The organism is Paenibacillus barengoltzii G22 (assembly GCF_000403375.2).
GTDB classification, from domain to species: domain Bacteria; phylum Bacillota; class Bacilli; order Paenibacillales; family Paenibacillaceae; genus Fontibacillus; species Fontibacillus barengoltzii.
On record NZ_KE159653.1, the window covers coordinates 1,366,592 to 1,390,642 of the forward strand.

20 protein-coding genes are annotated in these 24,051 nt (G+C 54.8%); 3 read left to right on the top strand and 17 right to left on the bottom strand.

Annotated elements, in window-relative coordinates; translation table 11 throughout:
• The first annotated feature begins 69 nt into the window (after positions 1 to 69).
• Both C812_RS14430 and C812_RS14435 read left to right on the top strand, forming a co-directional pair.
• On the top strand, positions 70 to 1,263 hold the full coding sequence (locus C812_RS14430; protein WP_016313394.1) for a transposase: 1,194 nt from the start codon (positions 70 to 72) through the stop codon (positions 1,261 to 1,263).
• Positions 1,264 to 1,630: 367 nt separating this feature from the next.
• Positions 1,631 to 2,461, top strand: a complete 831-nt coding sequence (locus C812_RS14435) for a methyltransferase domain-containing protein (protein WP_016313395.1) — start codon at positions 1,631 to 1,633, stop codon at positions 2,459 to 2,461.
• A 51-nt stretch (positions 2,462 to 2,512) separates the two neighbouring features.
• Here the strand turns inward: C812_RS14435 and C812_RS14440 are convergent, their stop codons facing one another.
• The 13 genes from C812_RS14440 to C812_RS14500 form a co-directional block, all read right to left on the bottom strand.
• Positions 2,513 to 4,393 (bottom strand): IucA/IucC family protein, encoded by a 1,881-nt coding sequence (locus C812_RS14440; RefSeq protein WP_036625496.1) that lies wholly within the window; start codon positions 4,391 to 4,393, stop codon positions 2,513 to 2,515.
• Complete coding sequence (locus tag C812_RS14445; RefSeq protein WP_016313397.1) at positions 4,374 to 5,609, bottom strand: type III PLP-dependent enzyme; 1,236 nt, start codon at positions 5,607 to 5,609, stop codon at positions 4,374 to 4,376. Before C812_RS14445 ends, C812_RS14440 begins: the two co-directional genes overlap by 20 nt.
• Entirely contained in the window at positions 5,606 to 6,382 is a 777-nt protein-coding gene (locus tag C812_RS14450) for an HpcH/HpaI aldolase family protein (protein WP_016313398.1), read from the bottom strand. The genes C812_RS14445 and C812_RS14450 overlap by 4 nt, the downstream gene beginning before the upstream one ends.
• Positions 6,379 to 8,160 (bottom strand): IucA/IucC family protein, encoded by a 1,782-nt coding sequence (locus tag C812_RS14455; protein ID WP_016313399.1) that lies wholly within the window; start codon positions 8,158 to 8,160, stop codon positions 6,379 to 6,381. Before C812_RS14455 ends, C812_RS14450 begins: the two co-directional genes overlap by 4 nt.
• Complete coding sequence (locus tag C812_RS14460; protein WP_244268324.1) at positions 8,135 to 9,874, bottom strand: IucA/IucC family protein; 1,740 nt, start codon at positions 9,872 to 9,874, stop codon at positions 8,135 to 8,137. Before C812_RS14460 ends, C812_RS14455 begins: the two co-directional genes overlap by 26 nt.
• A 53-nt stretch (positions 9,875 to 9,927) precedes the next feature.
• Complete coding sequence (locus tag C812_RS14465) at positions 9,928 to 11,301, bottom strand: diaminobutyrate--2-oxoglutarate transaminase (RefSeq protein ID WP_016313401.1); 1,374 nt, start codon at positions 11,299 to 11,301, stop codon at positions 9,928 to 9,930.
• Positions 11,302 to 11,329: 28 nt separating this feature from the next.
• Positions 11,330 to 12,346 (bottom strand): ATP-grasp domain-containing protein, encoded by a 1,017-nt coding sequence (locus tag C812_RS14470; RefSeq protein WP_016313402.1) that lies wholly within the window; start codon positions 12,344 to 12,346, stop codon positions 11,330 to 11,332.
• 140 nt (positions 12,347 to 12,486) lie between these two features.
• On the bottom strand, positions 12,487 to 12,639 hold the full coding sequence (locus tag C812_RS22575; RefSeq protein ID WP_167669323.1) for a hypothetical protein: 153 nt from the start codon (positions 12,637 to 12,639) through the stop codon (positions 12,487 to 12,489).
• An 83-nt stretch (positions 12,640 to 12,722) separates the two neighbouring features.
• Positions 12,723 to 13,502, bottom strand: a complete 780-nt coding sequence (locus tag C812_RS14480) for an IucA/IucC family C-terminal-domain containing protein (protein WP_016313403.1) — start codon at positions 13,500 to 13,502, stop codon at positions 12,723 to 12,725.
• The gene (locus C812_RS14485; protein WP_016313404.1) at positions 13,471 to 14,292 is read right to left on the bottom strand and encodes an ABC transporter ATP-binding protein; all 822 of its coding nucleotides are present in this window, start codon (positions 14,290 to 14,292) and stop codon (positions 13,471 to 13,473) included. Before C812_RS14485 ends, C812_RS14480 begins: the two co-directional genes overlap by 32 nt.
• A gap of 14 nt (positions 14,293 to 14,306) precedes the next feature.
• Positions 14,307 to 15,350, bottom strand: coding sequence for a FecCD family ABC transporter permease (locus C812_RS14490; protein WP_016313405.1), 1,044 nt, complete (start codon positions 15,348 to 15,350; stop codon positions 14,307 to 14,309).
• On the bottom strand, positions 15,347 to 16,360 hold the full coding sequence (locus C812_RS14495; protein WP_016313406.1) for a FecCD family ABC transporter permease: 1,014 nt from the start codon (positions 16,358 to 16,360) through the stop codon (positions 15,347 to 15,349). Before C812_RS14495 ends, C812_RS14490 begins: the two co-directional genes overlap by 4 nt.
• Positions 16,361 to 16,433: 73 nt before the next feature.
• A complete protein-coding gene (locus tag C812_RS14500) occupies positions 16,434 to 17,447 on the bottom strand; it encodes an ABC transporter substrate-binding protein (RefSeq protein WP_036625198.1) in 1,014 nt (337 codons plus the stop codon).
• 233 nt (positions 17,448 to 17,680) lie between these two features.
• On the opposite strand from C812_RS14500, the gene C812_RS14505 reads away from it, so the two are divergent.
• Complete coding sequence (locus C812_RS14505) at positions 17,681 to 18,775, top strand: glycerol dehydrogenase (RefSeq protein ID WP_016313408.1); 1,095 nt, start codon at positions 17,681 to 17,683, stop codon at positions 18,773 to 18,775.
• Between the two features lie 231 nt (positions 18,776 to 19,006).
• Here the strand turns inward: C812_RS14505 and C812_RS14510 are convergent, their stop codons facing one another.
• From C812_RS14510 to C812_RS14525, 4 genes are read right to left on the bottom strand one after another with little or no spacing between them, the layout of a single operon-like run.
• Positions 19,007 to 20,044, bottom strand: a complete 1,038-nt coding sequence (locus C812_RS14510; RefSeq protein ID WP_016313410.1) for a protein-glutamate methylesterase/protein-glutamine glutaminase — start codon at positions 20,042 to 20,044, stop codon at positions 19,007 to 19,009.
• Entirely contained in the window at positions 20,041 to 20,937 is an 897-nt protein-coding gene (locus C812_RS14515) for a CheR family methyltransferase (protein ID WP_244268325.1), read from the bottom strand. Before C812_RS14515 ends, C812_RS14510 begins: the two co-directional genes overlap by 4 nt.
• A 50-nt stretch (positions 20,938 to 20,987) precedes the next feature.
• A complete protein-coding gene (locus C812_RS14520; protein ID WP_016313412.1) occupies positions 20,988 to 23,567 on the bottom strand; it encodes a methyl-accepting chemotaxis protein in 2,580 nt (859 codons plus the stop codon).
• On the bottom strand, positions 23,564 to 24,049 hold the full coding sequence (locus C812_RS14525; RefSeq protein WP_016313413.1) for a chemotaxis protein CheW: 486 nt from the start codon (positions 24,047 to 24,049) through the stop codon (positions 23,564 to 23,566). The genes C812_RS14520 and C812_RS14525 overlap by 4 nt, the downstream gene beginning before the upstream one ends.
• Positions 24,050 to 24,051: the final 2 nt, after the last annotated feature.

A 24,051-nucleotide genomic window follows, 5' to 3' on the forward strand; every position in this document is an offset into this window, starting at 1 on the left:
GACTTCACCCCAACTTGGAGAAGTTTTCAAGTGACTAAACCCAAAACTTCAAGAATGGAGGAAGTCACCTTGTATATTCTCCAAGAAAGTCTGTTTTCCTTCGAGGAACTGCAAAAACTTGAATCCAAAGAACGTTTGCCTATCTTTTTCAGCGCTCTTGATCTACGTCCCTACGCCAAAGAACTGAGAAGCCGTTCCCCCCGAGGCGCTGACGGTCATTGCAGACAAGGAATTCTTCGGGCTTTGCTTGCAGCTCCGCTAGAGAATATCAGTACGTTCACTGGCCTGCATCGCCGGCTGGATATGGATCTTCGTTTTCGCTATCAATGCGGACTTCGCCTTGATCGGGAGGCTCCTTCCGTGGCAACGTTGAGCCGCGTATTTGCCGATTTGACGAGTAAAGACCTGGCCAAGCGACTTTTTGAGGATCTGGTCACACGCTGCAAGCAAGAAGGCATCATCGACGGAAGTCATGTGGCCATCGATAGTGCCGCGATCCATGCTTATGAGAAGAAACAGCCGAAACGTAAAAGCGAGCTCACGGGCAATGCAAACTGGGGTGCCAAGTTCGACTCCTTCGGCAATAAGGTGAAGTGGTTTGGCTACAAACTTCATCTCGCCGTCGATACCAAAAGCGAACTGCCGATGGCGCTCGCCGTGACACCGGCTCATGTCCATGACGGCGATATGGCGCCAGATCTGATGGAACAAGTCGCGGCAAAAACCAAGGTCAGCTTCTTTGTCCTCGATGCTGGGTATGACCAACTAAAAAACTATGAGGCAACCCGGAATTTGAACGCACAGGCGATCATCCCGATGAATCTTCGCAATGAGAAAGAGCCTCCTGCCGGCATGATGTCGAACGGAACGCCTTGCTGCTCCATGGGGTTTCCGATGATCTATTGGGGAGCGGATGGTGATGTTCTGAAATTCCGTTGTCCCCATGCTACAGGCAAGGTAGACTGTCCGCTCGGAATGGCCGCTTGTTCGTCTTCCAATTATGGGATGGTCGTTAAGATGGATATAACCAGTGATCTACGCCGCTACTCCACACCGCATCGGGATAGCAAGCGTTGGAAAGAACTGTACAACGAACGAACTAGCGTGGAACGATGCAATTCCCGCTTGAAAACCTATCTAACTGCCGATGCGATGCACGTGTGGGGAATCCGGAAAGTCACAACGCACCAGTACCTTAACGCCATTGTATTGCTGGCTTCTGCACTAGCCATGGTTAGGCATTCAAGCAAAGCCGCAGCTTAAATTTTTCGGCATAGACGAAAATTCTGCAGGTCTGCCCATTTTTCCAAAAGCCATCACATCATGATATTGAAGCCAACCACAGGCCATATAAATCTGTTGTCTTTTTCTCGAAAATGAAATTATGCAAAATGCTCAATTAATAAAAGAAATATATTACATTTCGATCATACAAAAGGATACAAATAATTCCAATAGTACTTAATGACTAAATAACTGATAAAAAACGATTCATAAAAACGCAACGTTAACTATACTTATTTCTTCTCAACTGGTAGTTGAATCTGTGAAAAATTCAAATAGGAAGTTATTGTTCATTCCAAGGCGCGCCCCCTACAATGGGGATACATGAAGGAGCGTGAATACAAGCATGAAGGAACAATTAGCGAGAAACATAAGTATCTACCGCAAAGAAAAGAGGCTGACGCAAGAAGAACTGGCGCAAATCCTCGGGGTTTCTTTTCAAGCCATATCCAAATGGGAAAATGCCCAGACAATGCCGGACATTTCGCTCTTACCTCTGTTATCCAAAACCCTGGAAGTCAGCATCGATAAACTTCTGGGCTATGCCTCGCAAGATAGACGGATTACGATTTATGAGGATGCGTATAAAACCCAAAAATATTATTGGGGGACTGTGCCGAATTCAGCCTGTTATCAGGTTCTTCAGCTTATGCCGCCAACGAAGCATTTGAAAGTGCTGGATGTGGGGTGCGGCGAAGGGAAAGATGCGGTTTTCTTTGCACGAAATGGATATGATGTCACAGCCTTTGATGTCTCGGATGCCGGGATTGAGAAAACGAGAAAACTTGCCGAGCAAGCCGGTGTTCGCGTAAATGTGTTTAAAGCAGACATTTTAGATTACCGTTTAGATACGCATTACGACATCATCTTTTCCAGCGGGGTGCTGCACTATATCAAACCGGAGTATCGTAAAGATATCTTTGAAAACTATAAGCAATTTACGAACGAAAACGGCCTGCACGTCTTGAACGTGTTTGTCCATAAACCGTTTATCGCCCCGCCCCCTGAGAAAGAGCCCAACGCCTACAAGTGGTACTCGGGTGAACTGCTCTCCCACTACCACAATTGGCTGATCAAAGACAGCTCAGAAGTTGTATTCGACTGCCATTCCTCAGGGATTCACCACAAACATGCCATGACGAAATTGATTGCCCAGAAGATCAGCTCACTAGACTAACAAAAAAAGACTGCAAGAAAATTACTTCCTTGCAGTCTAAAAACTTTGTTCCTACAACCGTCCTCTAAGGAAAGGATTATGCCCGGTTCCTTTTCCCGACGGCATCGCACCGGGCACCCCGTCCGCTTCCAGCAGCGGTCGAACGACCAGCTTCACCGGCCACTCTCCGCTCTCGAAGATCGCCCGGTATAGCTCGGCGCGGTCGCTTTCCGGCAGCCCCGCCCCTTGCAGCGCTTCTTTCCAGGCCTGCTCCGTGATCGTCCACAACCGGGACTCCGGCAGATCGTACGCGCAGGACAAAGCTTCCATGATCGAAGCCAGATTGACCTGCGTCCCCAGCGATTGGACGTAAAAAATCAGCTTGTGAATCGTCTCGTTGTACAGGCTGTTGGAATAGCCGGGCCGTATGCGGTACCCGGGATCGCCGATGCCGTGCTTATCGAGATATGGCTGATGCAGGCGCACCGAATCGTGGTCGCGGAGCAGCAGCCCCTTCACTTGATTGCGCTCCAGAACCAGGCAGCAGTTCTGCCCGTGAATTTCCGGGACGATTCCGATCTTGAACAGCCGCATCACCACGTCATAGAACAGGTGCGCGAGGTCGCTATAGAAGCTGAACACCTCTTCGCGGGAAAGCTCCTTGCCCAGGATTTCCGACAAAATATGCCGGCCTCCCAAATGGACGCCAAGCGCGGACATCGGAATCACCTTGCGTTCCGCCTCAAAAAGCTCCGGCGGGTATAGGCGAAGCTGGGCGGCCAAATGGCGCGGATGGTCGTCGAACAGCCCCATCGATGCCGGCATGTATCCCCACCAGTGCCGCTCCTCGCATAGGAAAACCCGTCCCTGCAGTGTGTCGTCGCAAGCTATGGCCTGACGCAGCAGCTTCTCCCCGGCCAAGCCGTTCAGCAGCTTCACGACCGGCAAATAGCGGGCGGCGCCCAACGACAGCACGCTGACCGGCAGCTTGAGCATCGCCACAGCGGCCACAGCGTTAACGTCCGCTCCACTCCCCACCTCCACGATGGATGGCGGAGCAAGAGAACGCAAGGAGGAGGTGGCTAGAAATTCACCAGCCTCCGCATCCAGCACTACGATCGTCCCCTCCTCGATTTCCCGGATAAAGCGGGGCAAAATCACCTGCTGAAGCTGCCACGGGTGCACAGGCAGAGGCACGTATTCGTCCGGCCTAAGCCCCCGCCGCTGCATCTCGTCCTCCACGGCGGCCCGCTGCTCAGCCGCAAGCAGATCCAGGCAAGACAACGGCCCTTCCGGGCAACCCCGTACGACCGAATCGGCGCGCACCGCTACCCAGCGCAGGCGGATCGGCTCCCCGAACTCCGCCGAATACTTCAGGCAGTCCTGCTCGGTAAACCCAATTTTCGCTTTGGCCGACGGATGGAACGGGCGATCGCGCAGCGCAGCGATTCGTTCTCCTTTGATAAACCACTCGTAAGCCGAGGACGGAGCAAACGCCAGCAACCCCTCCGCGCATTCCGGGCTCAGGCTCAACGCAAGCTGCCGGGCCGCCACCTCCACGCCGGTCAAAAAGTCTGCAACCCCCGGATGGCTGTAGGCTTCCTCCGACAACACCGCACGCAACACCGTTTTCGCCAGCTCCGCCGGAGAGTTGATGAAAGCCCAGCTTCCGTCGGACGCGCGTTTAAAAATTGGAGAATCCTGCACCCACTGAACGCCAAGCCTGGGGCTGTCTTCAACCAAAAACGCGATTTCCCCGGCAAAAATGCGAATCGCTCCATTACCGCCATACCCGCCGTATAACCGCCGGATCTGCTCGGGCGCGGCCGACAGCGTCCCGAAAGTCCCCTCATCCAGCCGGAAAAACCGCTCCGTCAAAAAGGCGTTCATCAAATCGCCGGTAATCCGTAGCTCCGCCGCCTGCCGTCCTGATTCAATTGTCCATGTTCGCATGGTATGCATGATCATTTCCTTCCGCTAAATAATAAAATTTCGGGTGCGGGTGCCCCAAAAAATCGTGGTGCGAGATCGTCCAGCAATAAGCGCCCGACTTCTCGAACACAACGATGTCGCCGACGCGCAGCAGCTCGACTTCGGCATCCGCATGCAGCCGGTCCTTGGGCGTGCAAAGCTCGCCGACCAGCGTCACCTTGCCCCGCCTGATCTCTGGCCTGGCGAAAGGATACGCCCAACGCTCCGCCGGCAAAACAGCAAACGGATGATTATGCCCCCAGGAAGCGGGCAGCCGGTTGTGATGCGTCCCTCCCCTCAGCACGGCAAAATACCGATCATGCGAAGGCTTGATATCGATCACCTCCGCGGCGTAATAACCGTGGTCTGCTACGAGAAACCGGCCCGGCTCGAACCACAACTGAACTCTGGCAAGCCTTTTTCTAGCTTCGCTTCGTGCGATCAGGGAAGTGAACAAGGCCCAGTCGAACGCCGGAGCGTCATCGTAAGGGACGCCAAAGCCGCCTCCCGCGTTGACGATCTCAATGTCCAGACGGTAGCGTTCCATCCACTCTTCCGCTTTTCGCAAATACAGCTCGATCATTTCGGCATGCAGCTCCGCCCGCAAGTTGTTCGAGAGCGAGTGAAAATGAAAGCCGCATAACCTAACCGCGCCCCGCCCTTCTTCCCGTATAATGGCGATCGCTTCATCAAGCAGCTCCTCGTCCAGCCCGAAGGGGGTCGGACGGCCGCCCATCGTAATTTGGGTCTGCGGCAACGCGCTCGTTCTCAGGTTCATGCGCAGCAAAATCCGGACCGGCTCGCTCCGCCCTTGTGTAAGCCGGATCAGCCTTCTCAGCTCCAGCAGGCTTTCCACATGAATATAGGAAACATTATGCCGGATGGCCGCCTCCAGCTCCGCTTCCTTTTTGCCGGGGCCGCCAAACAGAACCGGAACGCTGCCGCTCACCTCCCTGACCTTGAGCAGCTCGCCGGCGGAGGCTACCTCAAATCCGTCGATCAGCGGCAGCAGCGCTTCGATAATGCGCCGGTCCGGGTTGGCTTTAATCGCGTAAAACAGCCCCGTCCGTTCCGGCATATACCGCCGCATCCTTCGCACATGCGCGCGAATGCCGCCCAGGTCATACAGATAAGCGCAAAACGGCTCCCGGCTTTCCGCTTGCAGCCTGTTGATCGCTTCCCGCACGTATGCTTTCATGTCCAATCACCCATATCCCGGTAGTCGTTTCGCTTTTGCATATAAGCGCGAAACGCCGTATTTCGGTCATCTCCCAGCACATAAATGCGCACCCCGCGCTCCGCCCACATCCGCATTTCCTCCCTGCTTCTCGCAACCGCGGCGTACGGAACCCCGAGACGCTGCGCGGCCGCATGCAGCCGCTCCAACTCCCGCCGCACCTCCGGATGCCCGGTTTGCCACGGCAAGCCGAGGGATTGCGACAGGTCCGCCGCGCCTTCCAGCACAAACCCGATCTGCGGATGGGCTAAAATGTCCTCGCATTGCCTAATACCTTCCATGTTTTCGATCATCGGCACCACCATGACCGCTTCGTTGGCCTCCCGGATATACTCCGTCAGCGAATATTTGGCGAACGCGCCCGGCCGGCCGCTATTGAGACTGCGGCTTCCAAGCGGGTGGTAATACGCCCAGCGGACGGCTTCCTCGACCTGCTCCCGCCGCTCGACATGAGGGATGACGATGCCCTGCGCTCCGCAGTCCAGCACCTTCAAGATTTCGGAGCGGTTCACACCCGAAACGCGGACCAACGGAGTCACGCCCATCAATTCGGCGGCGCGGATCAGCTCCTCGACGCTTTCCATGTTCGTAGAAGCGTGCTCGCAATCGATAATGACGAAATCGTATTCGGCATGGCCGATCATTTCCACGATCACGGGATGCGGAATGGAGACGAACAGGCCGAACACCGGCTGTTTACGGTTTATTTTCAGCTTAAGTGCATTGGGTCTCATAACGCCGCCAGACTCTCCCTCGCCAGCCGCAGCGGGTTGAGCGGTTTGCGGAAATACAGCTCGCCGTCGCCGTACAGCCTCCGCTTGGTCATCTCCTCCACCAACGCGTCGGTGCTAAACAGGTCATAGCCTTGAAAACTTTCCCCATACTCGGGATATTGCCGCTGGTATTCCAAGATGACCGCCGCGCACAGGCTCCAGAACTTCCGCTCCGCAAGCCCGAACGTCTCCAGGGTCCAGGCGATCTCGCTCATGCAGATGAAAAAGAACGCGTCATACACATAATCCCGCACTTCCGGCATCGTCTCGGCGTGGATGAACGAATACCGGTTGAATTTGCGGTGCGCTTCCGGCTCGGGATGCAGCTTCGGCGCCCGCTTCGGATGCCGCAGCCTGCCCGGGACAAAACGCACCCCGTCGTGCAGATCCTTGACGATGATCCGCTTCGGCAGCCCGTCCTTCAGCACGAGAATGATGTTCTGCGCGTGAGATTCCAAGGCGATGCCGTGCGCATACAGCAGATGGATCATCGGCAGCGTCAGCGTTCGGACGAGCGCTTCGCTCCAGGTTCCGATCCCGTGCCGCCGAACGGCGTCTTGGATGAAAGGCACGCCGTTTTGTTGCACCAGCGTCAGCGCGTTTAGCGGCCAAGCCTCCTCTTTGTCCCGCAAATGAACGGATACGTTCTCCCGCCAGATCGCTCCGAGCGATCCGTAGGCACTGCCGTACTGAACCGCGGGCAGCCTATCGTACCGGAAGGACACGCCCATAATTTCTTTAAGGATGCCGAATCGCTCACGCTGCAGCAGCTCGTCCTCGCGGATCAGGCCATCCAGCCAGTCGCTGATCAACGGGGCGTTTTGCGTCGTATGGTGCGCCAAAATGCGGCCGGTCGAGGTGTTGGTGATGCCGAGCGACAATTTGAGATAGGGAGCCTGCGGGTGCTCTCTGTGCGACAGCGTGCGGATCGATTGCTGCGCCCGGTATACTCCGTCTGACAACCCGAGCGGAATAAGCTCGCGGCTTTGCCGCTGGCGGGTGAAGACGGATTCCAGCCGATGCTCCCACTGCCAGGGATGGACGGGGATGAACGTATACGAGCTTCCGTCGCCCTCTTCCCGCAAAATCCGGCCGAATCGGTCCATATCTTGTTCCGTCAAATGCGGCCTGTACAAATCTTCCGCCGTAGAGCCCGCAGCCAGCGCCGTATCGGTCAGCTCCCGTTTGACGGCGACCCAGAACAGGCGGATGGGCTGATTGAATTCGGGACCGTACGCCAAATTGTCCTTCAGCGTAAAGCCGATTCTGGACTTGTAGCTGGGGTGGTAAGGATGCCCGTCTGTCATATGGCTTTCCAGCGCATCGTAGTGCTTGTCGCCGTCCGGGATGCGCTCCGGCAGCACGGCCCTGCACTGGCTGTCCTTGGCCAGCGTTTCCAGCAGTTCGCGGACAAACGAGCCGATCCGCTCTCCCTGCAGGCGGTTAAGCACCAGCTCCTCCAGAAATAGATGCAGATCGGCGCAGGGCTCCCCTTCTCTTCGGATGGAGCCCTTGGCGATTTTCACTCGGCCGAACGAATACTTCTCCTCCGCCTCGCAGGTATAGACGACCGGCTGTCCGTCCGCGCCGATGCCGTGCGTGCGCCAAATCCTCCCGTTTTTCGCGCAGTCCAGGATGCCTTCGAACCATAACGCCTCAAGCGTCTGGCGCATCATTCTCTCCTGCACGTCGGCATAGCCGGCCGGTTTGTGGTCAGGCAAACGGATCGTAGTCTCCACATGGCTCACCCTCTCTTCTAAGCAAATTGTTCACTTCCACATAAGACGGCGTTTCGCCGTTACCCGCAAGACAGCTGAGCATATTCCGCTTGGCCCGAAACGTTTCGGCCGTCAGCAAATGCTTGGCGAAAGGATTAGCGCTTCTAGCGTATTCCCGCATTAGCATGTCGCGGGCGATTCCCCAGAACTGCTCTTCCGAAGCGTTCACGTCCCGAGCTATGGAATGAATGAGCAAGCCCAAATGGTTTACGAAAAAATAATACCCCGTCCTCTTCCAAGCCTCTTCCCTCGGATAGAACAGGGGACCGGGCGGGGACGGAGCCTCCTCCTCGTTCGCATGCGCCTTGTCGATTTCGACGCTGACGCCTTCCAGATCGCGGATGATGAAGGCGGCCGGCATGCCGCCTTGCACGGTGAGCAGCGTGTTCTGCAGATGGGCCTCGAAATGAATGCCTTGTTCCCCGGCGAGGCGCACGATCGGCAGCATCGACAGCTCCAGATAGCGCTCAAACCAGCGCTCGATGGGAACCTCGCCGCCGCCGAGCAGCGTCATGAGGCGCGACGGTTTTCCCGGCCGCGGCGCTTCCACCAGGCTGGCCAGCACATAGGTGCAAGATGGATCGAACTCGATCGGACGGTAGACAACCGTAAACTGCCGGGTCAGCTCCTCCTCCTCGAAGCGGCACGTGCCAATGCCCGTTTCGTAAGCGATACCCGCGGGCGAGTCCGGGCCGAATCCGCCCCGCCGCAGCAAATAGCGGGAAGCATCTAGCGTTCTGCGCATTTGCTCGCCGCTGTTGGTGCGGACTAAATTGGTAATTTGCATATTCAAAGGCAGCTTGATGTTGCAGTTCATCTCGGGGATATAGACCGTGCGCACCGAAGTGGTCGGATAAGCGAGCGGCCCCAGGCTGCCTAAGGGGATCAATTTCCCGTCGCGGATATATTCGCGAACCTTGGCGAGGCCCAGCACGTGCCGGTATTGCCAAGGATGTACAGGCAGCGGGGCGTATTCGCCGCTTTGGCCGCCAAGGACGTGCCCCAGATGGTCCTGCACGCTTTCATACGGCGGCACTTTTCCGCCCTCTGACACCCATTCCTCCCGGTACACATCCCTCCTTACGGCAAAATAGCTTAGCCGGAACGAGGAGCGCAGCTCCGGACTGTAAAGCAGCACATCCCGCTCGGTAAATCCGGACATGTTCTTGGGAAAAGGATGAAACGGATGCCCGTAAATCAGCGCCTGCTCCGACGAACGGTAGTCGAACACGCCATGCTCTGCCGCCCGTTCGATAAATAACGCCAGATTGCGGCAGCTATTTCCGACTTGTTCCACAAAGCTGCGTTTCTTCTCCACCGTAATCCATAGCCCGCCCGTTAACGGGCCTTCGTTCTCCGTAAGCTCGCCGACGATCCAGCGCACCAGCTCTTCGTACCCGACGGCGCCTTCCTCACTCCCGCCGAGCCAGCGCATACTGTGATATTCATGCTCTCCTGCGGCGGAATAATAAGCAAGCTTGCCGAAAACGGTAATCCCGCTTGCCGGAAATACTACGGCATAGTCCAGCGTGCGGGCATTCAGATCGATGTGCCTGCGTCTTTCGTGTCCCAGCTCGCGGATATAACAGTTCAGCAGCAGCTTGCACGTATGCTCGTTCGCTTGCTTCAGGCTTTCCGGCCGAAGCTTGCTTTCCGTCCCCAACAATGATGCCAACCTTCTTTCCTGGAAAAATAAAATAGTCCAACTGCTTCACATATTAACCGCGCTCAGCATGGAGCGGACGCTACGGCGGCTGAGGCCAAAGCCTCCGCTACCGACCGCTCGAAGATGTCCAGCACTTCCTCCGTCTCCCGCTCGGTGATCGTAAGCGGAGGAAGAAAGCGGATAACGGCGGAGCGGCGGCCGCCAACCTCCACGATCAAGCCGTTTTGAAAGCAGCTTCGTTGGATGGCTGCAGCCAGTTCTCCGTGCGGCGGATAATGGCCGAGACGGTCCTTCGGGCCGGCGGTGTCGACCATTTCCACCCCGATCATCAGCCCGCGGCCGCGAACGTCGCCGATCGCCTCGTATTTTTCTTTCAAGGCGCCAAGCCTTGCCATGAACTGCTCGCCGCGTTTTTGCACGTTAAGGAGCACGTCATGCTCCCGGATATAGCGAAGCGTCGCCAATCCCGCGGCCATGGCAAGCTGGTTGCCGCGGAAGGTTCCGGTATGCGCGCCCGGCTGCCACACATCCAGCTCCTCCTTGTAGATCACCAGGGACATCGGCAGGCCGCCGCCGATCGCTTTGGAGCAGACGATGACATCCGGGACGATCCCGGCATGCTCGAACGAAAACATCCGCCCCGTGCGGCCGATCCCCGTCTGCACCTCGTCGATGATCAGCGGCAAGTTTCGTTCGGCCGTAATGCGTCTTAGCTCCCGCAGCCATTCCAGATCGGCGGGAATCGCTCCTCCCTCGCCCTGCACCGTCTCCACGATAACGCCGCAAGGCGCGGCGATGCCGCTTTCGCAGTCGTCGAGCAAGTTTTCGATATACCGTGCGCTCAGCTTCGCGGTCATCCCTCCGCCCATCCCGAACGGACAGCGGTATTCATAAGGAAAAGGCAGAAAATGCACATCCGGCAGCAGGCTCTGCAAATGCTGCTTCTTATCCAGATTGCCGCTTAGCGCCATGGCCGCCTGCGTCGAACCGTGATAGCCGCCATGGAAGGCAAGCACGGATTTGCCTTTGGTCGCATGTTTGACCAGCTTAATCGCCGCTTCTACCGCGTCGGCCCCGGTCGGGCCGCAAAATTGGATTTTGCTGCGATCCTTTAATTCCTCGGGCAATAACGAGAACACTTCCTCCATAAAATCCACCTTGAGGGGAGTGGCGAGATCGAGGGTGTGCAGCGGGATTTGCCGCTCAAGCGCGCTGCGGATCGCCTCCAGCGCCACTTCATGATTATGCCCCAGCGCCAGCGTGCCGGCGCCGGCCAGGCAGTCATAGTACGTCCGGCCTTCCGTATCCGTCACCGTGATGCCCTTCGCGCTGCTGATGACCAGCGGAAAATGCCGGGGATACGTGCGGGCATTGGACTCTTTTGCTTCCTGCCGCCTTAAATATTCGTTTTGTACATTGCGGACCTTAGCTGACATATCGGGCCTACGCTCCTTTTATTCTCGTCTATCGATTCCAAGTAAGCGCCTCTTCAAACAGGTATTCCAAATAGATGCGGATGACATCGCGCGAAGCGCCCTCATACGGAACAACATGGTGGATCATGTCGGGCAGCGCATTGACTTCCAGGATGCCGCCGGACGCCTCGGTGACAGGAACGGCGATATCCGGGCAGCGAATATCGATGCCGGCGACGTCAATCTGCAGCGCCTTGGCGGCTTCAACGGCCATAGCCGCGTTAGCCGGACAGATCAAATCCGTGCGGTCGGCATAAATTTCGCTGATTTCCCCGGCCGGAGCGTTGCGAATATCTTGCAGCTTTACCAGACATCCCGCCGGAACGATATCGTCTAGCGCCACGCCTTGCTGGTCCAGCGCCGCCAGCAAGCGCTTTGAATCGGTTTTGATTTCGGCAAACGCCTCGATCTCGCCGATCTCGCTTTGGCGGGTTCGGGTCTCGTTCAGACGCCGGATCAGCTCCCTGAGCGATGAAGCGCCGTCGCCGGTCACAAAGGCAGGGCGATACTCGGTGACCGCCGCGATGCGGTAGTTGATCACCAGGACGCGATAATCCGCCCCCGGCACAAACCGCTGGAGCATAACCTTACCGCCATAGCTTCCCGCCCTTTGGATAGCCGTTTCAAGCTGCGGAACGGTCCGGACGTCCAACGTGACGCCGGCGCTGCCGCTTGCGTCGAGCGGCTTGACCGCAACGGACAAATGAGTTTGCAGGAACCGGACCGCTTCCGCCCCCGTTTCCGAAACGACCATATAAGGCGGCACGGGAAGCCCCCGTTGCGAGAGCAGCAAATTTGTAGCCTCTTTATTCTTGGCCAGCAGCCCGGCAATCAAGGACAGCCGATGCGATCTCGTTTTGTTGATCACGATGCTCCTGCCCTGATAGCTCAGCTCCAAAAAATCCTCGCACCCCGCAAGGAGCAGCCGGCAGCCGATGCCCATTTCTCTGGCTTTGTTGATCAGCAGCCGGTTAAGCGCATTTCGGCTCCCGGTCGGATACGTCAATGATAACCCCTCCTTCCTATCCGGCGAGCTTTGCCTTTGTTGACTTAAGGAGGGTTTGTGAAAGCCCGTCGGATTGTTTTGATGATAATGATAATCACTATCATTTATAAAACTATCTTACGTGACCTGATTTATAATTGTCAATATTCATCTTTAAAGGGAAAATATTCATCTTTTGCACGGGAAAGGAATGCGGAGGCAAAAGCCATCGGCCATGCGGGTTGCGCTAGACCGACGGCGCGGAAACGGCAGAACATGCTTTTTGATATGGCGGCAGGAAAGCCGATATTCATATTCTGACAAGGGGATTCTAAGCGGGTACCGATATCGTCGGCGTGGCAGTGATGTAGCGGTTATCTTTGATGGAGAAGGCGTATTAAGTCCGTTTGGGGCACGTCGAACAGTAATCGCCCGGCTCATCCGACGTCAAATAATAAAGGCAGCAGGTTTTACGCACTCTTAGCGGCTTGTCGTAACCGTCCCTGAACACTTTCGGACTGTCGAACCGCTTGAGCGGATTGCGGGATTCGCCGAACAGGCGGGGCGGCGCGTCGTGAAGCAAATAATGATAATCCTCTTTCATCCGCCGCTGTTGCTCGGGCCCCGCTCCTTCCGCAAATTTTTTCTCATACAACCAATAGACATAAATGGCCGTGTTTTCCCATAACAGCGCTTTGGAGATCCGCGCCGTTTTGGAAACGCCGTTCCATACCCGGGACAGATTACCGGCAAACATCCGTTCAAGGATCAGATCGCGCCATTCGCTGCGCTGATCCGCTTGCGGCTCGCTGGCCTGCCAGTCTTTCAGCCGCGCCTTGGGCAGCCAGGCCTGCCCCTGATAGCACGACTCGATCCAGCCGTTCTCCAGTTCCAGGTTCAATCCCTTATTGAAGCAAGACATCGCGTATAAATTGGAAGCGATAACGAGAAAGGCATACCGCTTGGCGAAAAGCGAGACGGCCGCCGACTGCGAGTTGGTCTCGAAAATGCCGCTTACGCCGCGAAAATAAGCCTCGCTTCTCTCCGGATTTAAAAGGTCGGTAAACGGAATGGAGAACGTCCGGTCGGCGGAAGGCTCTCGGGTTAAGCGGTACTCGTCGGACAGCACCTGAAATTCCTCCGGCTCAAGCCAGGTGGCCATAGCGTTGTTCTTCATGAACATTCCTGCCCCTTCCATGTGGAATGCACAGCGGTGTGCCAAACAGCGGATCGACAGCAATTTCGCAGTCCATCCGAAAGACGGTGCGGACCATCTCGCGGGTCACGATCTCCTCTGGCCGTCCCTGGGCGTAAATGGACCCTCCGTGGACCGCGACGATATGATGGGCGTAGCGGCAGGCCAAATTCAGATCGTGCAGAACCATCACAATCGTGCGACGCTCCTTCTCGTTTAATTCGAACAGCAAATCGAGGATTTCGATCTGATGGCTCATATCGAGGTAGGTCGTCGGTTCGTCGAGCAGCAACGTTTCCGCTCCCTGGGCGAGCGTCATGGCGATCCAGGCGCGTTGGCGCTGCCCTCCCGACAGCGCGTCCACCGGTCGGTCCGCGAGTTCCGTCAGGCGCGTGGCCTGAAGCGCCAGGCGAACCATCCGTTCATCCTCACGCGACCATTGCTTCAGCCAGCTCTGGTGCGGGTATCTTCCCTGCCTGACGAGTTGGCTCACCGTCAAGCCTTCCGGGGAGGAAGGACCTTGCGGCAAAATGGACATCCGCTTGGCGATTTCCTTGCTCGGCAGCTTGGCGATCTCTTCCCCGCTCAGCAGCACCGTGCCCGAACGGGGCTTCTGCAGGCGCGCAATGGTGCGCAGCAGCGTGGACTTGCCGCAGCCGTTGCTGCCGATCAGGACCGAGATTTGGCCTTTCGGTATCCTCAAGTTCAAATTTTCGATCACAGGCTCCGCTCCATAGGAGATAGTAAGGTCTTTCGCTTCCAAAATACTCACGGTTCTCCCCCTATTCAAAATTGGTTTCTGTTCTTAAACAGCAAGTACAAGAAGAAAGGCGCGCCCACTCCCGCCGTGAACACCCCGGCCGGAACATCCAGCGGCACAAACGCGGTCCGTCCGATCAAATCGGCGCTGAACACAAGCAGAGCCCCGAGCAGCGCCGACACGAGCAGCACGCTGCCGAACATGCGGCCCGCCAGCTTTCTGGCGATATGCGGTGCGATCAGGCCGACGAATCCGAGGGTGCCGGCCACGGATACCGCAAATCCGGCGAGCAGCACGCTGCAAAATAGCAGCGCCAGACGGTGGCGCTGAACGGCAACGCCAAGCCCGGCGGCCAGGTCGTCGCCGAACGCCTGCGCATTCAGGCTGCGCGCAAGCCAAAGGGCCGGCGGCACGATAAGCACGATCACCGGCAGAATGGTGTAAACATCCGCCCAGGAAGCGCCGTATACGCTGCCGGTTAGCCAAATGTAAGCTTGCCCGGCGGTGTAGAACGGGCTTAGGATCAGCATAAACGTGGTGCCGGCGCCGGTGATGGCCGATATGCCAATCCCGATCAACACCAGGCGAATCGGCGTGACCCCCTCTTTCCAAGCCAGCGCGTAAATGACCAGCGAAGCCGTAATGGCGCCGGCAACCGCGAACGCCGGCAGCAGCTTGATGCTGAGCGCGCCTCCCAGCAGCGAGACGAAACCGACCGCCGCCACCGCCGCGCCTCCGGTGATGCCGATGACATCCGGAGATGCGAGCGGGTTGCGGATGACCCCCTGCAGGATGGCGCCGGACATGCCCAGCGCCGCGCCGACAAGCAGGGACAGCAGCACCCGCGGCAGTCTCAGCGTGAGCACGACGAAATCATGCTCCCCGGCGTTTAGCCCCAAGATCGTCCGGAGCACTTCCAGCGGAGACAGGATGTCGCCGCCTAGGCTTGTTCCGGCCACAGCGGCGAGCAGAACCAGGACGGCTAGCACGGCAATGGCGAGCGCCGCCTTGCGCTCGATCAGGAAAGATACGGTATCTTTTTTGCTGCGAACCATGATCGTTTCCTTCATATCTTCGTCACCCCCTTGCGGGCGATATAGATGAAGAACGGCCCGCCAATCAAGGCGGTCACGACGCCAAGCGGAAGTTCGTCCGGCAGAATGACCAACCGGGCGGCTACATCGGACCATAGCAGCAGTACCGCTCCCCCTGCGAGCGAGTAAGGAATGAGCCAGCGATAGTCGTTCCCGACCAGGGCGCGCATCATATGGGGCACGATGAGTCCGACGAGACCGATCGAGCCGGCGACGGCCACCGAACCTCCGGCAAGAAGCACAATGACGGCCCCCATCAGCGTTTTGACCAGCACGACGTTCTGCCCCATGCCTTTGGCAATATCATCGCCGGTCAACATCAGGTTGATCGCCCGGCCCATGAAGAGAGCGGTTAGCACCGCCAAAGCCATATACGGCAGAACCGGATAGAGCATCTCCAGCGTCCGCCCGCTGACGGAGCCGGCCAGCCAGAACAGCACATCCTCTAGCCCCGTCCCGTCCAGAACGAGCACGGCCTGCGTGAAGGATGAGAACAAAGCCGTAATCGCCGTGCCCGCCAGCACGATTTTGATCGGCGTTAAGCCGTCCCGCCCGATCGAGCCGAGCGCATAGACGATCACCGCCGCAATCGCCGCTCCGGCAAAGCCGAACCACATCATCGCTTTTAACGAGGACACCGACAGCAGCACGACCGCCAGCACGATGAAAAAAATCGCTCCGGCGTTAATCCCGAACACACTCGGCGACGCCAGCGAATTGCGGGTCAATGCCTGCATGAGCGCTCCGGCAACCGCCAGGCCGGCCCCTACGACGGCGGCAATAACCGTCCGCGGCAGCCGCTCGGTATGCAGTACGATATGTTCGACGGATTCTTCGTCGTAATTCCTGAACGCCTCCACCGCCGTGGAAATCGTAATTTCCGTGCGGCCGAAGATCATGCTGGCGGCACATGACGCAACAAGCAGAACGAGCAGCGCCGCCAGCCCCAACAGCTTCGATTTCTCCCGTACAAACAGCGGAAACATTTCCTCACTCTTTCGTCTTCGTCATTTAAAATGCGGCAAAAAGCCTGCTCAAGGCAGGCCTTCCTGCTTGCGATTAATTCAGCTTGAAATATTCGTACAGATCGTCGAGCAGCATATTGGCCGTCTTGTAGCCGCCGGCGCTGTTCCACACCACTTCGTCCACCTGAACGAGCTTGCCGTTCTTAACTGCGTCCAGATTGGCCCATAGCTTGCTCTTCGTCCATTCCTCATAGTTTTTCTGAATCGCTTCGGTATCGGTGCCGGAATTGAAGTTGAAGATGATGTCGGCATTCATATCCGGGATGCTCTCTTTGGAAGCGAGTTGAACGCCCCAGATGTCTTGATCATGTCCGGGAGGTCTTGTAAAGCCAAGCTCTTTGAGAATTTTCCCCGCGTAGCCCATATAGAAAATCCGTACCTGATCAGCTCTGAAATTGGTGATCGTTACCTCGATCGGCAAGCGGTCGCCCATCTTCTGCTTGAAGTCGGCTACTCTCGCATCCCAATCGGCGAGCAACTGATCGGATTTGTCCTTGAGATTCAACGCCTCACCTGCCGTCTTCAGCGTTTCTTTCCAGTCAAAAAGCGTTTCCGTCATGACCGTCGGTGCGATTTGCGACAACTGTTCGTAAACATCCTCGTGCCGCGTCTTCGTGGCAATGATCAGATCAGGCTGAAGTTTATGTATCTCTTCCAGATTCGGCTGCGTCTCTTGACCGACGATCGCTACGCCCTCCAGATCGGCCCGCAAATATTCGTAGATAGGCTGCTGCACCCAGGATTCCACCACGCCGACCGGCTTCACTCCAAGCGAAACGGCCACATCGGTGGCTCCCTGGAACAAGGTTACGATCCTTTTAGGCGTTCCTTTGATCTCCGTTTCGCCCATGGCGTGCTTGACGACCCGGATCTCTTCCCCAGCCGCGTCCGTTCCGCCGCTCTTCGCTTGATTCGAATCGACGGCTGCGCCAGCCTGGCTGCCGGTATCGGAAGTCCCTTTTGCCGGTCCGCCGGCTGCGCAGCCGACCAAAGCGGCGATCATCAAAATAAGGATCATACTTAGAAACGTTTTGTTGAATTTCAAGATAATTCCCCTTCTCCCCCTATTGTTTATCCTAAATGATATTGAAACTCATTATCAATTAGGATTGTAATGGGAGAAGGGAGATTTTTCAAGCAATTTATTTAAAATTTTATAAACTCTTTTCTAAAGGGCGCCTTTCCCCGTCTGTTATGTTATTATGTTAAAAATGCATATTCTTCCAAGCGCAGGCGATATTAATGAAAGATGAATTTATAATGTTGCAGGAGGAGAGCTACATGGCAAACATCGTTTTTGTTTCACCCAACAAGTATATCCAAGGTCAAGGCGCTTTGCGGGATTTGGGGAAATACGTCAAAGCGTTGGGACGTAAACCGCTCGTGATCGCCGATGATGTCGTTTGGCGCATTACCCAAGAAACGGTGACCCAAAGCTTATCGTCGGAGCAGATTGAACATCATTTTGTTTTATTCAACGGCGAAGCCTCCGTTAATGAAATACGCCGTATTGCCGAGGAAGGACAAGCGCAATCGGTTGATTTTGTCATCGGGATAGGCGGAGGCAAAACGCTGGATACCTCCAAAGTCGTGGCGGATGAGCTTAAGACTAAAGTGGTGATTGTCCCGACAACGGCTTCGACCGACGCGCCGACCAGCGCTCTCTCCGTCATTTACAGCGACGAAGGCGTGTTCGAGTCCTACCGGTTCTTCAACAAAAATCCCGATCTCGTCCTGGTCGACACCGCCATCGTGGCCAAAGCTCCGGCCCGCTTGTTCGCTTCCGGCATTGCCGACGCGACGGCGACATGGATTGAAGTGCGCGCTACGGTCAAAAGCGGCGGCACCGCGATGTCCGGCGGGAAACCTAGCATCGCCGCGCAAGCCATCGCCAAGGCATGCGAAGAAACATTGTTCCAATACGGAATTCCCGCCTATAAAGCCGTGCAAAAAGGGTTGGTGACCAAGCACGTCGAAGCGGTGATCGAAGCCAATACGCTGCTATCTGGTCTTGGGTTTGAAAGCGGCGGCCTAGCGGGCGCGCATGCGATTCATAACGGATTGACGGTGTTGTCCGGCGAAATCCATCATTTAACGCACGGCGAAAAAGTAGCTTACGGAACGCTTGTTCAGTTGGTGCTTGAGCTTCACCCCGAAGAGGAGATCGTTAAGTACATTAACTTTTACCGGGAGCTCGGTCTACCGACAACTTTAGAGGAACTGCATTTGGAGAATGTGACTTTTGAGGAGCTGCTGAAAGTCGGCGAGGCCGCCACGGCGCCGAATGAAACGATGAACAACCTTTCCCGTGAAATCACGGCAGAACAAGTGGCCAACGCCATTTTGGCCGTGGATGTTTTAAGCAAACGGAATTGATGCGATTGTTTTCGTCCGCCGGAAATCCCGGCGGGCGAAAAATCACATTTTTATACGTACCGATCAACGTTGATCTTGAACGATTTCACTCCACTCCCGCCGAATCTGATGTATCGATTTGCTCCAATTTGCGGATGATTTCCTCGATTTCTTCAGGTGTGAGGATTTCCTTTTCTTTTTCCATATTTAGAACCTCCTTGCAATGTTACCGAGTCATGAACAGAAATCGTCCTAAATAAAAGATAGGATCTCTTGATAAATATGAGGCAAAGCGACTTGCCGGTCGGCGTATCCCGCCTCATAAACCACTTTAGGCATCCCATAGACGATACACGATTCTTCGGATTCAACGATCACATGACCTTGTTGCCGCTTCACTTCACCGCAGCCGATTAACCCGTCCGACCCCATTCCGGTAAGAATAACGGCCAACAAGCGATCGCGGTAAATCGGAGCTGCGGACTGAAGCGAAACATCAATCGACGGCTTGTACAATCTGCCGTCATCCTCTACGATTTTGAGAATCGTCTTTCCGTCATTTGTTTTTTGAAACAAGGCTTGATACCCCGCAGGCGCAATATAGATAACCCCTGGCTTCACAACATCGCCATCCTCCGCTTCTTTCACCTGCAAATTACAAATGGTGTTGAAACGGTCCGCCAACGGTTTGGTAAATCCCGGCGGCATATGCTGGATAACGACAATTCCCGCAGGAAAGTCGGTTGTAAACCGGGGCAGAATGGATTGGATAGCCGACGGTCCGCCTGTAGAGCATCCGATCATAAGCAGTTCAACGGCAGCGGCCCCCTTTCTCTTTTTTTCTGCCGCTATTTCTTTCGCAGACGCAATATGGTTTCTGATCGGCAATTTCGCGCTGGCGGCGGCCTTTACCCTCATCAGAAAATCGTCTATCATTTTCGGATCGATCGGGTCCTTGATCAAAGAGCTTTTCGGGAAAAAATCTACCGCGCCCAATTGCAACGCCGTTAGCGTTGCTTCTGCTCCTTTGCTGGTCAGTTCGCTCAGCATCACGACCGATACCGGATGATGCTTCATGATGAATTCCAAGGCGGTGATTCCGTCCATCTCCGGCATTTCCACATCCATCGTAACGACGTCCGGTTTGAAACGCTCTATCTTTTCGATGGCTTCAAGGCCGTTGCGGGCGATTCCCACGATAAAAAAATCAGGATCCTTCTCGAACAAGGTGCTGATCGCCTTCCTCATAAAGGCGGAATCATCGACGATGAGCACACCGTACCGACTCAATTCGCTTTGCCTCCCTGTGATAAAGTCTCGTCCAAATGATGAACTCCCGAATCATTGCTCCGCTTTCGGTAGTAAAATGTCGAATGAGCATGAATCGTCTCGAAATTGGTGTTCATGCCTGTGAGCGTTTCGGCATGTCCCAGAAATAAATAGCCCCCCGGATTTAATAAACGGTCAAACTTCGCTATGACCCGTCGCGTGGCTTCCGAATCGAAATAAATGAGCACATTTCTGCAAAAAAGGATATCGACTTTTTCGACCGGCGCCAAATCCTGGTCATTTAAGAGATTCGCATACCGGAATTCAATCCTGTCTTTGATGAAGCCCTTGATTTGAAATCCATCATCTTGCGGAATAAAATACCTGTCCAACATCTCCTTAGGAGTCCGGCGGAAGCATAACGAATTCTTAGGGTACCACCCGCGTCTTGCGATTTGCAGAACCTTTCGATTAATGTCGGTTGCAATGATATGTACAGACTTTAGCGGTACAATGCCTGATTCTGCGATGGTCATCGCCAAGCTGTAAGGTTCTTCTCCCGTGGAGCACGCGGCGCTCCAAATCCGAATACATTTTTTATCACGGAATTGGGGAAGAATCACATGGCTCAATTCATTGAGCTGACTCTCTTCACGAAAAAAATAGGTTTCGTTGTTCGTAATGAGTTCAACAAGGTGATCCCATTCTTGCGGGTTCCTTGTTAAGCATTCGATGTACTCCCCGAACGTCATATTCAGACCGGATAGTCTCTTTGAAACTTTCGAGGCCAGTAGCGGAAGATTGTCCAAGTAATTCAGTCCGCAAAGATCATAAATCATTTGCGCCAAATCTTTGAGGCGCATCTTATGATCCTGAATTTCGCTTAAGTACTCCATATTCATTTCATCTTGCAACTCCTATATGAGCAGCTCTTGGACTAAGCCTTTAGCGTCCTCTCCATGGTTCATATTAAAATACGAAGTGAATTTTTTATTGTGGAAGATTGGTCTGCCAATTCTCTCGCCACTGCAACCATTCTTCCCGCATCTTGAATATTCCGCTCAGCAGCGCGCTTTGCTTCGGATATCGCCTTTTCAAGGTTGTTTGTTTCTTTCGTTTGAAATTTCGCCGCTTCCGTAATTTCGGCAGCCTGTTTTGTAAGGTTACCGACAACTTTTACAATATCCTGTCCGTGTTTTGCTTGTTCCACTGTAGCTGCAGTAATCTGACGCACTTGTTCGCGGGCATTCACGACTCCCTTGATGATCTCTTCAACGCCGATGGCCTGCTCCTTCGCCGCCTGCGTCACCATCGCGGCCTGACTTGCTACATTTTCCACCGCTCTTACGATATTTTCACCTTGCTTAGCCTGTTCGCCCGTCGCTACAGTGATTTGCCGCACCTGTTCGCGGGCGTTCACGACACCTTTAACGACTTCTTCGACGGCAGCGGCCTGCTCCTTCGTCGCCTGCGTCACCATTGCAGCCTGATTTGTGACATTTTCCACCGCTCTTACGATATTTTCACCTTGCTTAGCTTGTTCGCCCGTCGCTACGGTAATTTGATGCACTTGTTCACGGGCGTTCACGACTCCCTTGATGATCTCTTCGACGCCGATGGCCTGCTCCTTCGTCGCCTGCGTCACCATCGCTGCTTGACTTGCTACATTTTCCACCGCTCTTACGATATTTTCACCTTGTCTGGCCTGTTCGCCGGTCGCTACGGTGATCTGGCGCACCTGTTCACGGGCGTTCACAACGCCTTTCACGATTTCTTCGACGCCGGCGGCTTGTTCCTTCGTCGCCTGCGTCATCATCTCCGCTTGATTGGTTAATGCGCCTACGGCTTTAACAATCTGTTCGCTTCCTTTAGCCTGTTCAACGGTGGCCGTCGTAATTTGTCTGATTTCGTTCGTAATTTTCTCGACTCCGGTTACGATTTTTTCGATGGCTATGCCTGTTTCATCCGCCAATTTATTTCCTTGTTCGACTTTGACCATGCCGATTTCGATCGCTTTAATGGCATCGGTTGTTTCGCTTTGGATCCCTTTAATTAATTGGGCAATTTCCTTGGTGGCTTTTGCGCTCCTTTCAGCGAGTTTTCTCACTTCATCGGCCACAACTGCGAACCCTTTTCCGTGTTCGCCCGCCCTCGCAGCTTCAATTGCGGCGTTAAGCGCCAGAAGGTTGGTCTGCTCGGCAATATCATCGATCACTTCAATGATGCTTCCGATTTCTTCCGAACTTTTTCCCAAATTGCTCATGACGCCGGAGGCCTGCTTAACGACGCTCGCAATTTCTTTCATTCCCGCGAGGGACTGACTAACCGCCTTTTGGCCATTTTGGGCATCCGTTTGAACCTGGCTTGTCAGTGAATTCACGTTTTGCGCATTTTGAGCCACCTGTTCAATCGAGGCCGCGATTTGCTGAATCGAAGCGGAGGTATCACCGGCGATTTGCTCCAACTCATCTGCATTGGCAGCAATGCCGCGAATCGATTTACCCATCTGCTCAATGGAGACGGAGATTTGTTCAACCGAACTTGCCGTGCTTGCAGCATTTCCGGCAACCTGCTGAATGGAAGCGACCATCTCCTGGATCGCATTCGAAGTTTCTTCCGCCGAAGCGGTCAAGCTCACCGCATTATCGGCCACGCCTTTAATCGATTGCCCCATTTCTTCAATCGACGCGGAAATCTGCTCTACCGAGCTTGCCGTACTCTCGCTGTTCCCGGCTACTTGCTGAATGGAAGCGACCATCTCCTGAATGGCATTCGATGTTTCTTCCGCTGAAGCGGTCAGGCTCGCTGCATTGCCGGCCACGCCTTTGATCGATTGCCCCATTTCTTCAATCGATGCGGAAATTTGCTCTACCGAGCTTGCCGTACTCTCGCTGTTCCCGGCTACTTGCTGAATGGAAGCGACCATCTCCTGAATGGCATTCGATGTTTCTTCCGCTGAAGCGGTCAGGCTCGCTGCATTGCCGGCCACGCCTTTGATCGATTGCCCCATTTCTTCAATCGATGCGGAAATTTGCTCTACCGAGCTTGCCGTACTCTCGCTGTTCCCGGCTACTTGCTGAATGGAGGCGACCATCTCCTGAATGGCATTCGATGTTTCTTCCGCTGAAGCGGTCAGGCTCGCCGCATTGCCGGCCACGCCTTTGATCGATTGCCCCATTTCTTCAATCGACGCGGAAATTTGCTCTACCGAGCTTGCCGTACTCTCGCTGTTCCCGGCTACCTGCTGTACGGAAGCGACCATCTCTTGGATAGCCTCCGAGATTTCACTGGCGGAAGCCGCCAGACGATCTGAATGGTTACTTACCCCTTCAATGGATGTCGATATCCCCACAACAACGCCGGATGTGGATTCCATGCCTGACGCCTGCTGGCTGGTCCCATAAGAGATCTGTTCCGCAATTGCGGCCAGATCCTGCAAATTTTGTTCTAACCTTTTGGAATCGGCGATAGCCGCTTCAATCGTTTCGGAAACGCCTGCGGCTCTCATAAATTTGTAAGCCATGTTTTTCTTCAAAGTGCTCATAGAACGTTCTCCTCCTTATGATCAATTTCACGGATGATAGAATTCATTTCCATGATATCTATCAAATGTTCCAGATGAAGCAAAACGATGAGACGATGATCCATTTTGCAGATGGCTCGCATATAAGCCGTTTGTGCGGTCACAAGCGTGTCGGGAACCGGCTCCAAGCTGTTTTCATCGATCCGCAGCACCTCTTTCACTTCATCGACCAATAACCCGATCGCTCTTTCTTGGAAGCGGGTTATCATAATGCGCTGTTTTTTCGACTTCACCGGTTCTTTCAAAAATTGAATTCTAAGATCGACGACCGGTATGACTTCCCCGCGGAGATTAATCACTCCGACGATCGATTTTGGCGCTTGCGAAATCGGGGTGATGGCAGGGACAAAAATGATTTCATATACATCCGCAATAGGAAGCCCGAATTCCTCCGTTTCGATTCGAAAGGTAACCAATTGCTGGATTTGTTGGGGAGCTGTCAACG

Bases quoted from the DNA above. Each gene is read 5' to 3' on its own strand.
- C812_RS14435 (WP_016313395.1), top strand. From the start codon at position 1,631: ATGAAGGAACAATTAGCGAGAAACATAAGTATCTACCGCAAAGAAAAG.
- C812_RS14440 (WP_036625496.1), bottom strand. From the start codon at position 4,393: ATGCGAACATGGACAATTGAATCAGGACGGCAGGCGGCGGAGCTACGG.
- C812_RS14445 (WP_016313397.1), bottom strand. From the start codon at position 5,609: ATGAAAGCATACGTGCGGGAAGCGATCAACAGGCTGCAAGCGGAAAGC.
- C812_RS14450 (WP_016313398.1), bottom strand. From the start codon at position 6,382: ATGAGACCCAATGCACTTAAGCTGAAAATAAACCGTAAACAGCCGGTG.
- C812_RS14465 (WP_016313401.1), bottom strand. From the start codon at position 11,301: ATGTCAGCTAAGGTCCGCAATGTACAAAACGAATATTTAAGGCGGCAG.
- C812_RS22575 (WP_167669323.1), bottom strand. From the start codon at position 12,639: ATGAATATCGGCTTTCCTGCCGCCATATCAAAAAGCATGTTCTGCCGT.
- C812_RS14480 (WP_016313403.1), bottom strand. From the start codon at position 13,502: ATGAAGAACAACGCTATGGCCACCTGGCTTGAGCCGGAGGAATTTCAG.
- C812_RS14490 (WP_016313405.1), bottom strand. From the start codon at position 15,350: ATGAAGGAAACGATCATGGTTCGCAGCAAAAAAGATACCGTATCTTTC.
- C812_RS14495 (WP_016313406.1), bottom strand. From the start codon at position 16,360: ATGTTTCCGCTGTTTGTACGGGAGAAATCGAAGCTGTTGGGGCTGGCG.
- C812_RS14505 (WP_016313408.1), top strand. From the start codon at position 17,681: ATGGCAAACATCGTTTTTGTTTCACCCAACAAGTATATCCAAGGTCAA.
- C812_RS14520 (WP_016313412.1), bottom strand. From the start codon at position 23,567: ATGAGCACTTTGAAGAAAAACATGGCTTACAAATTTATGAGAGCCGCA.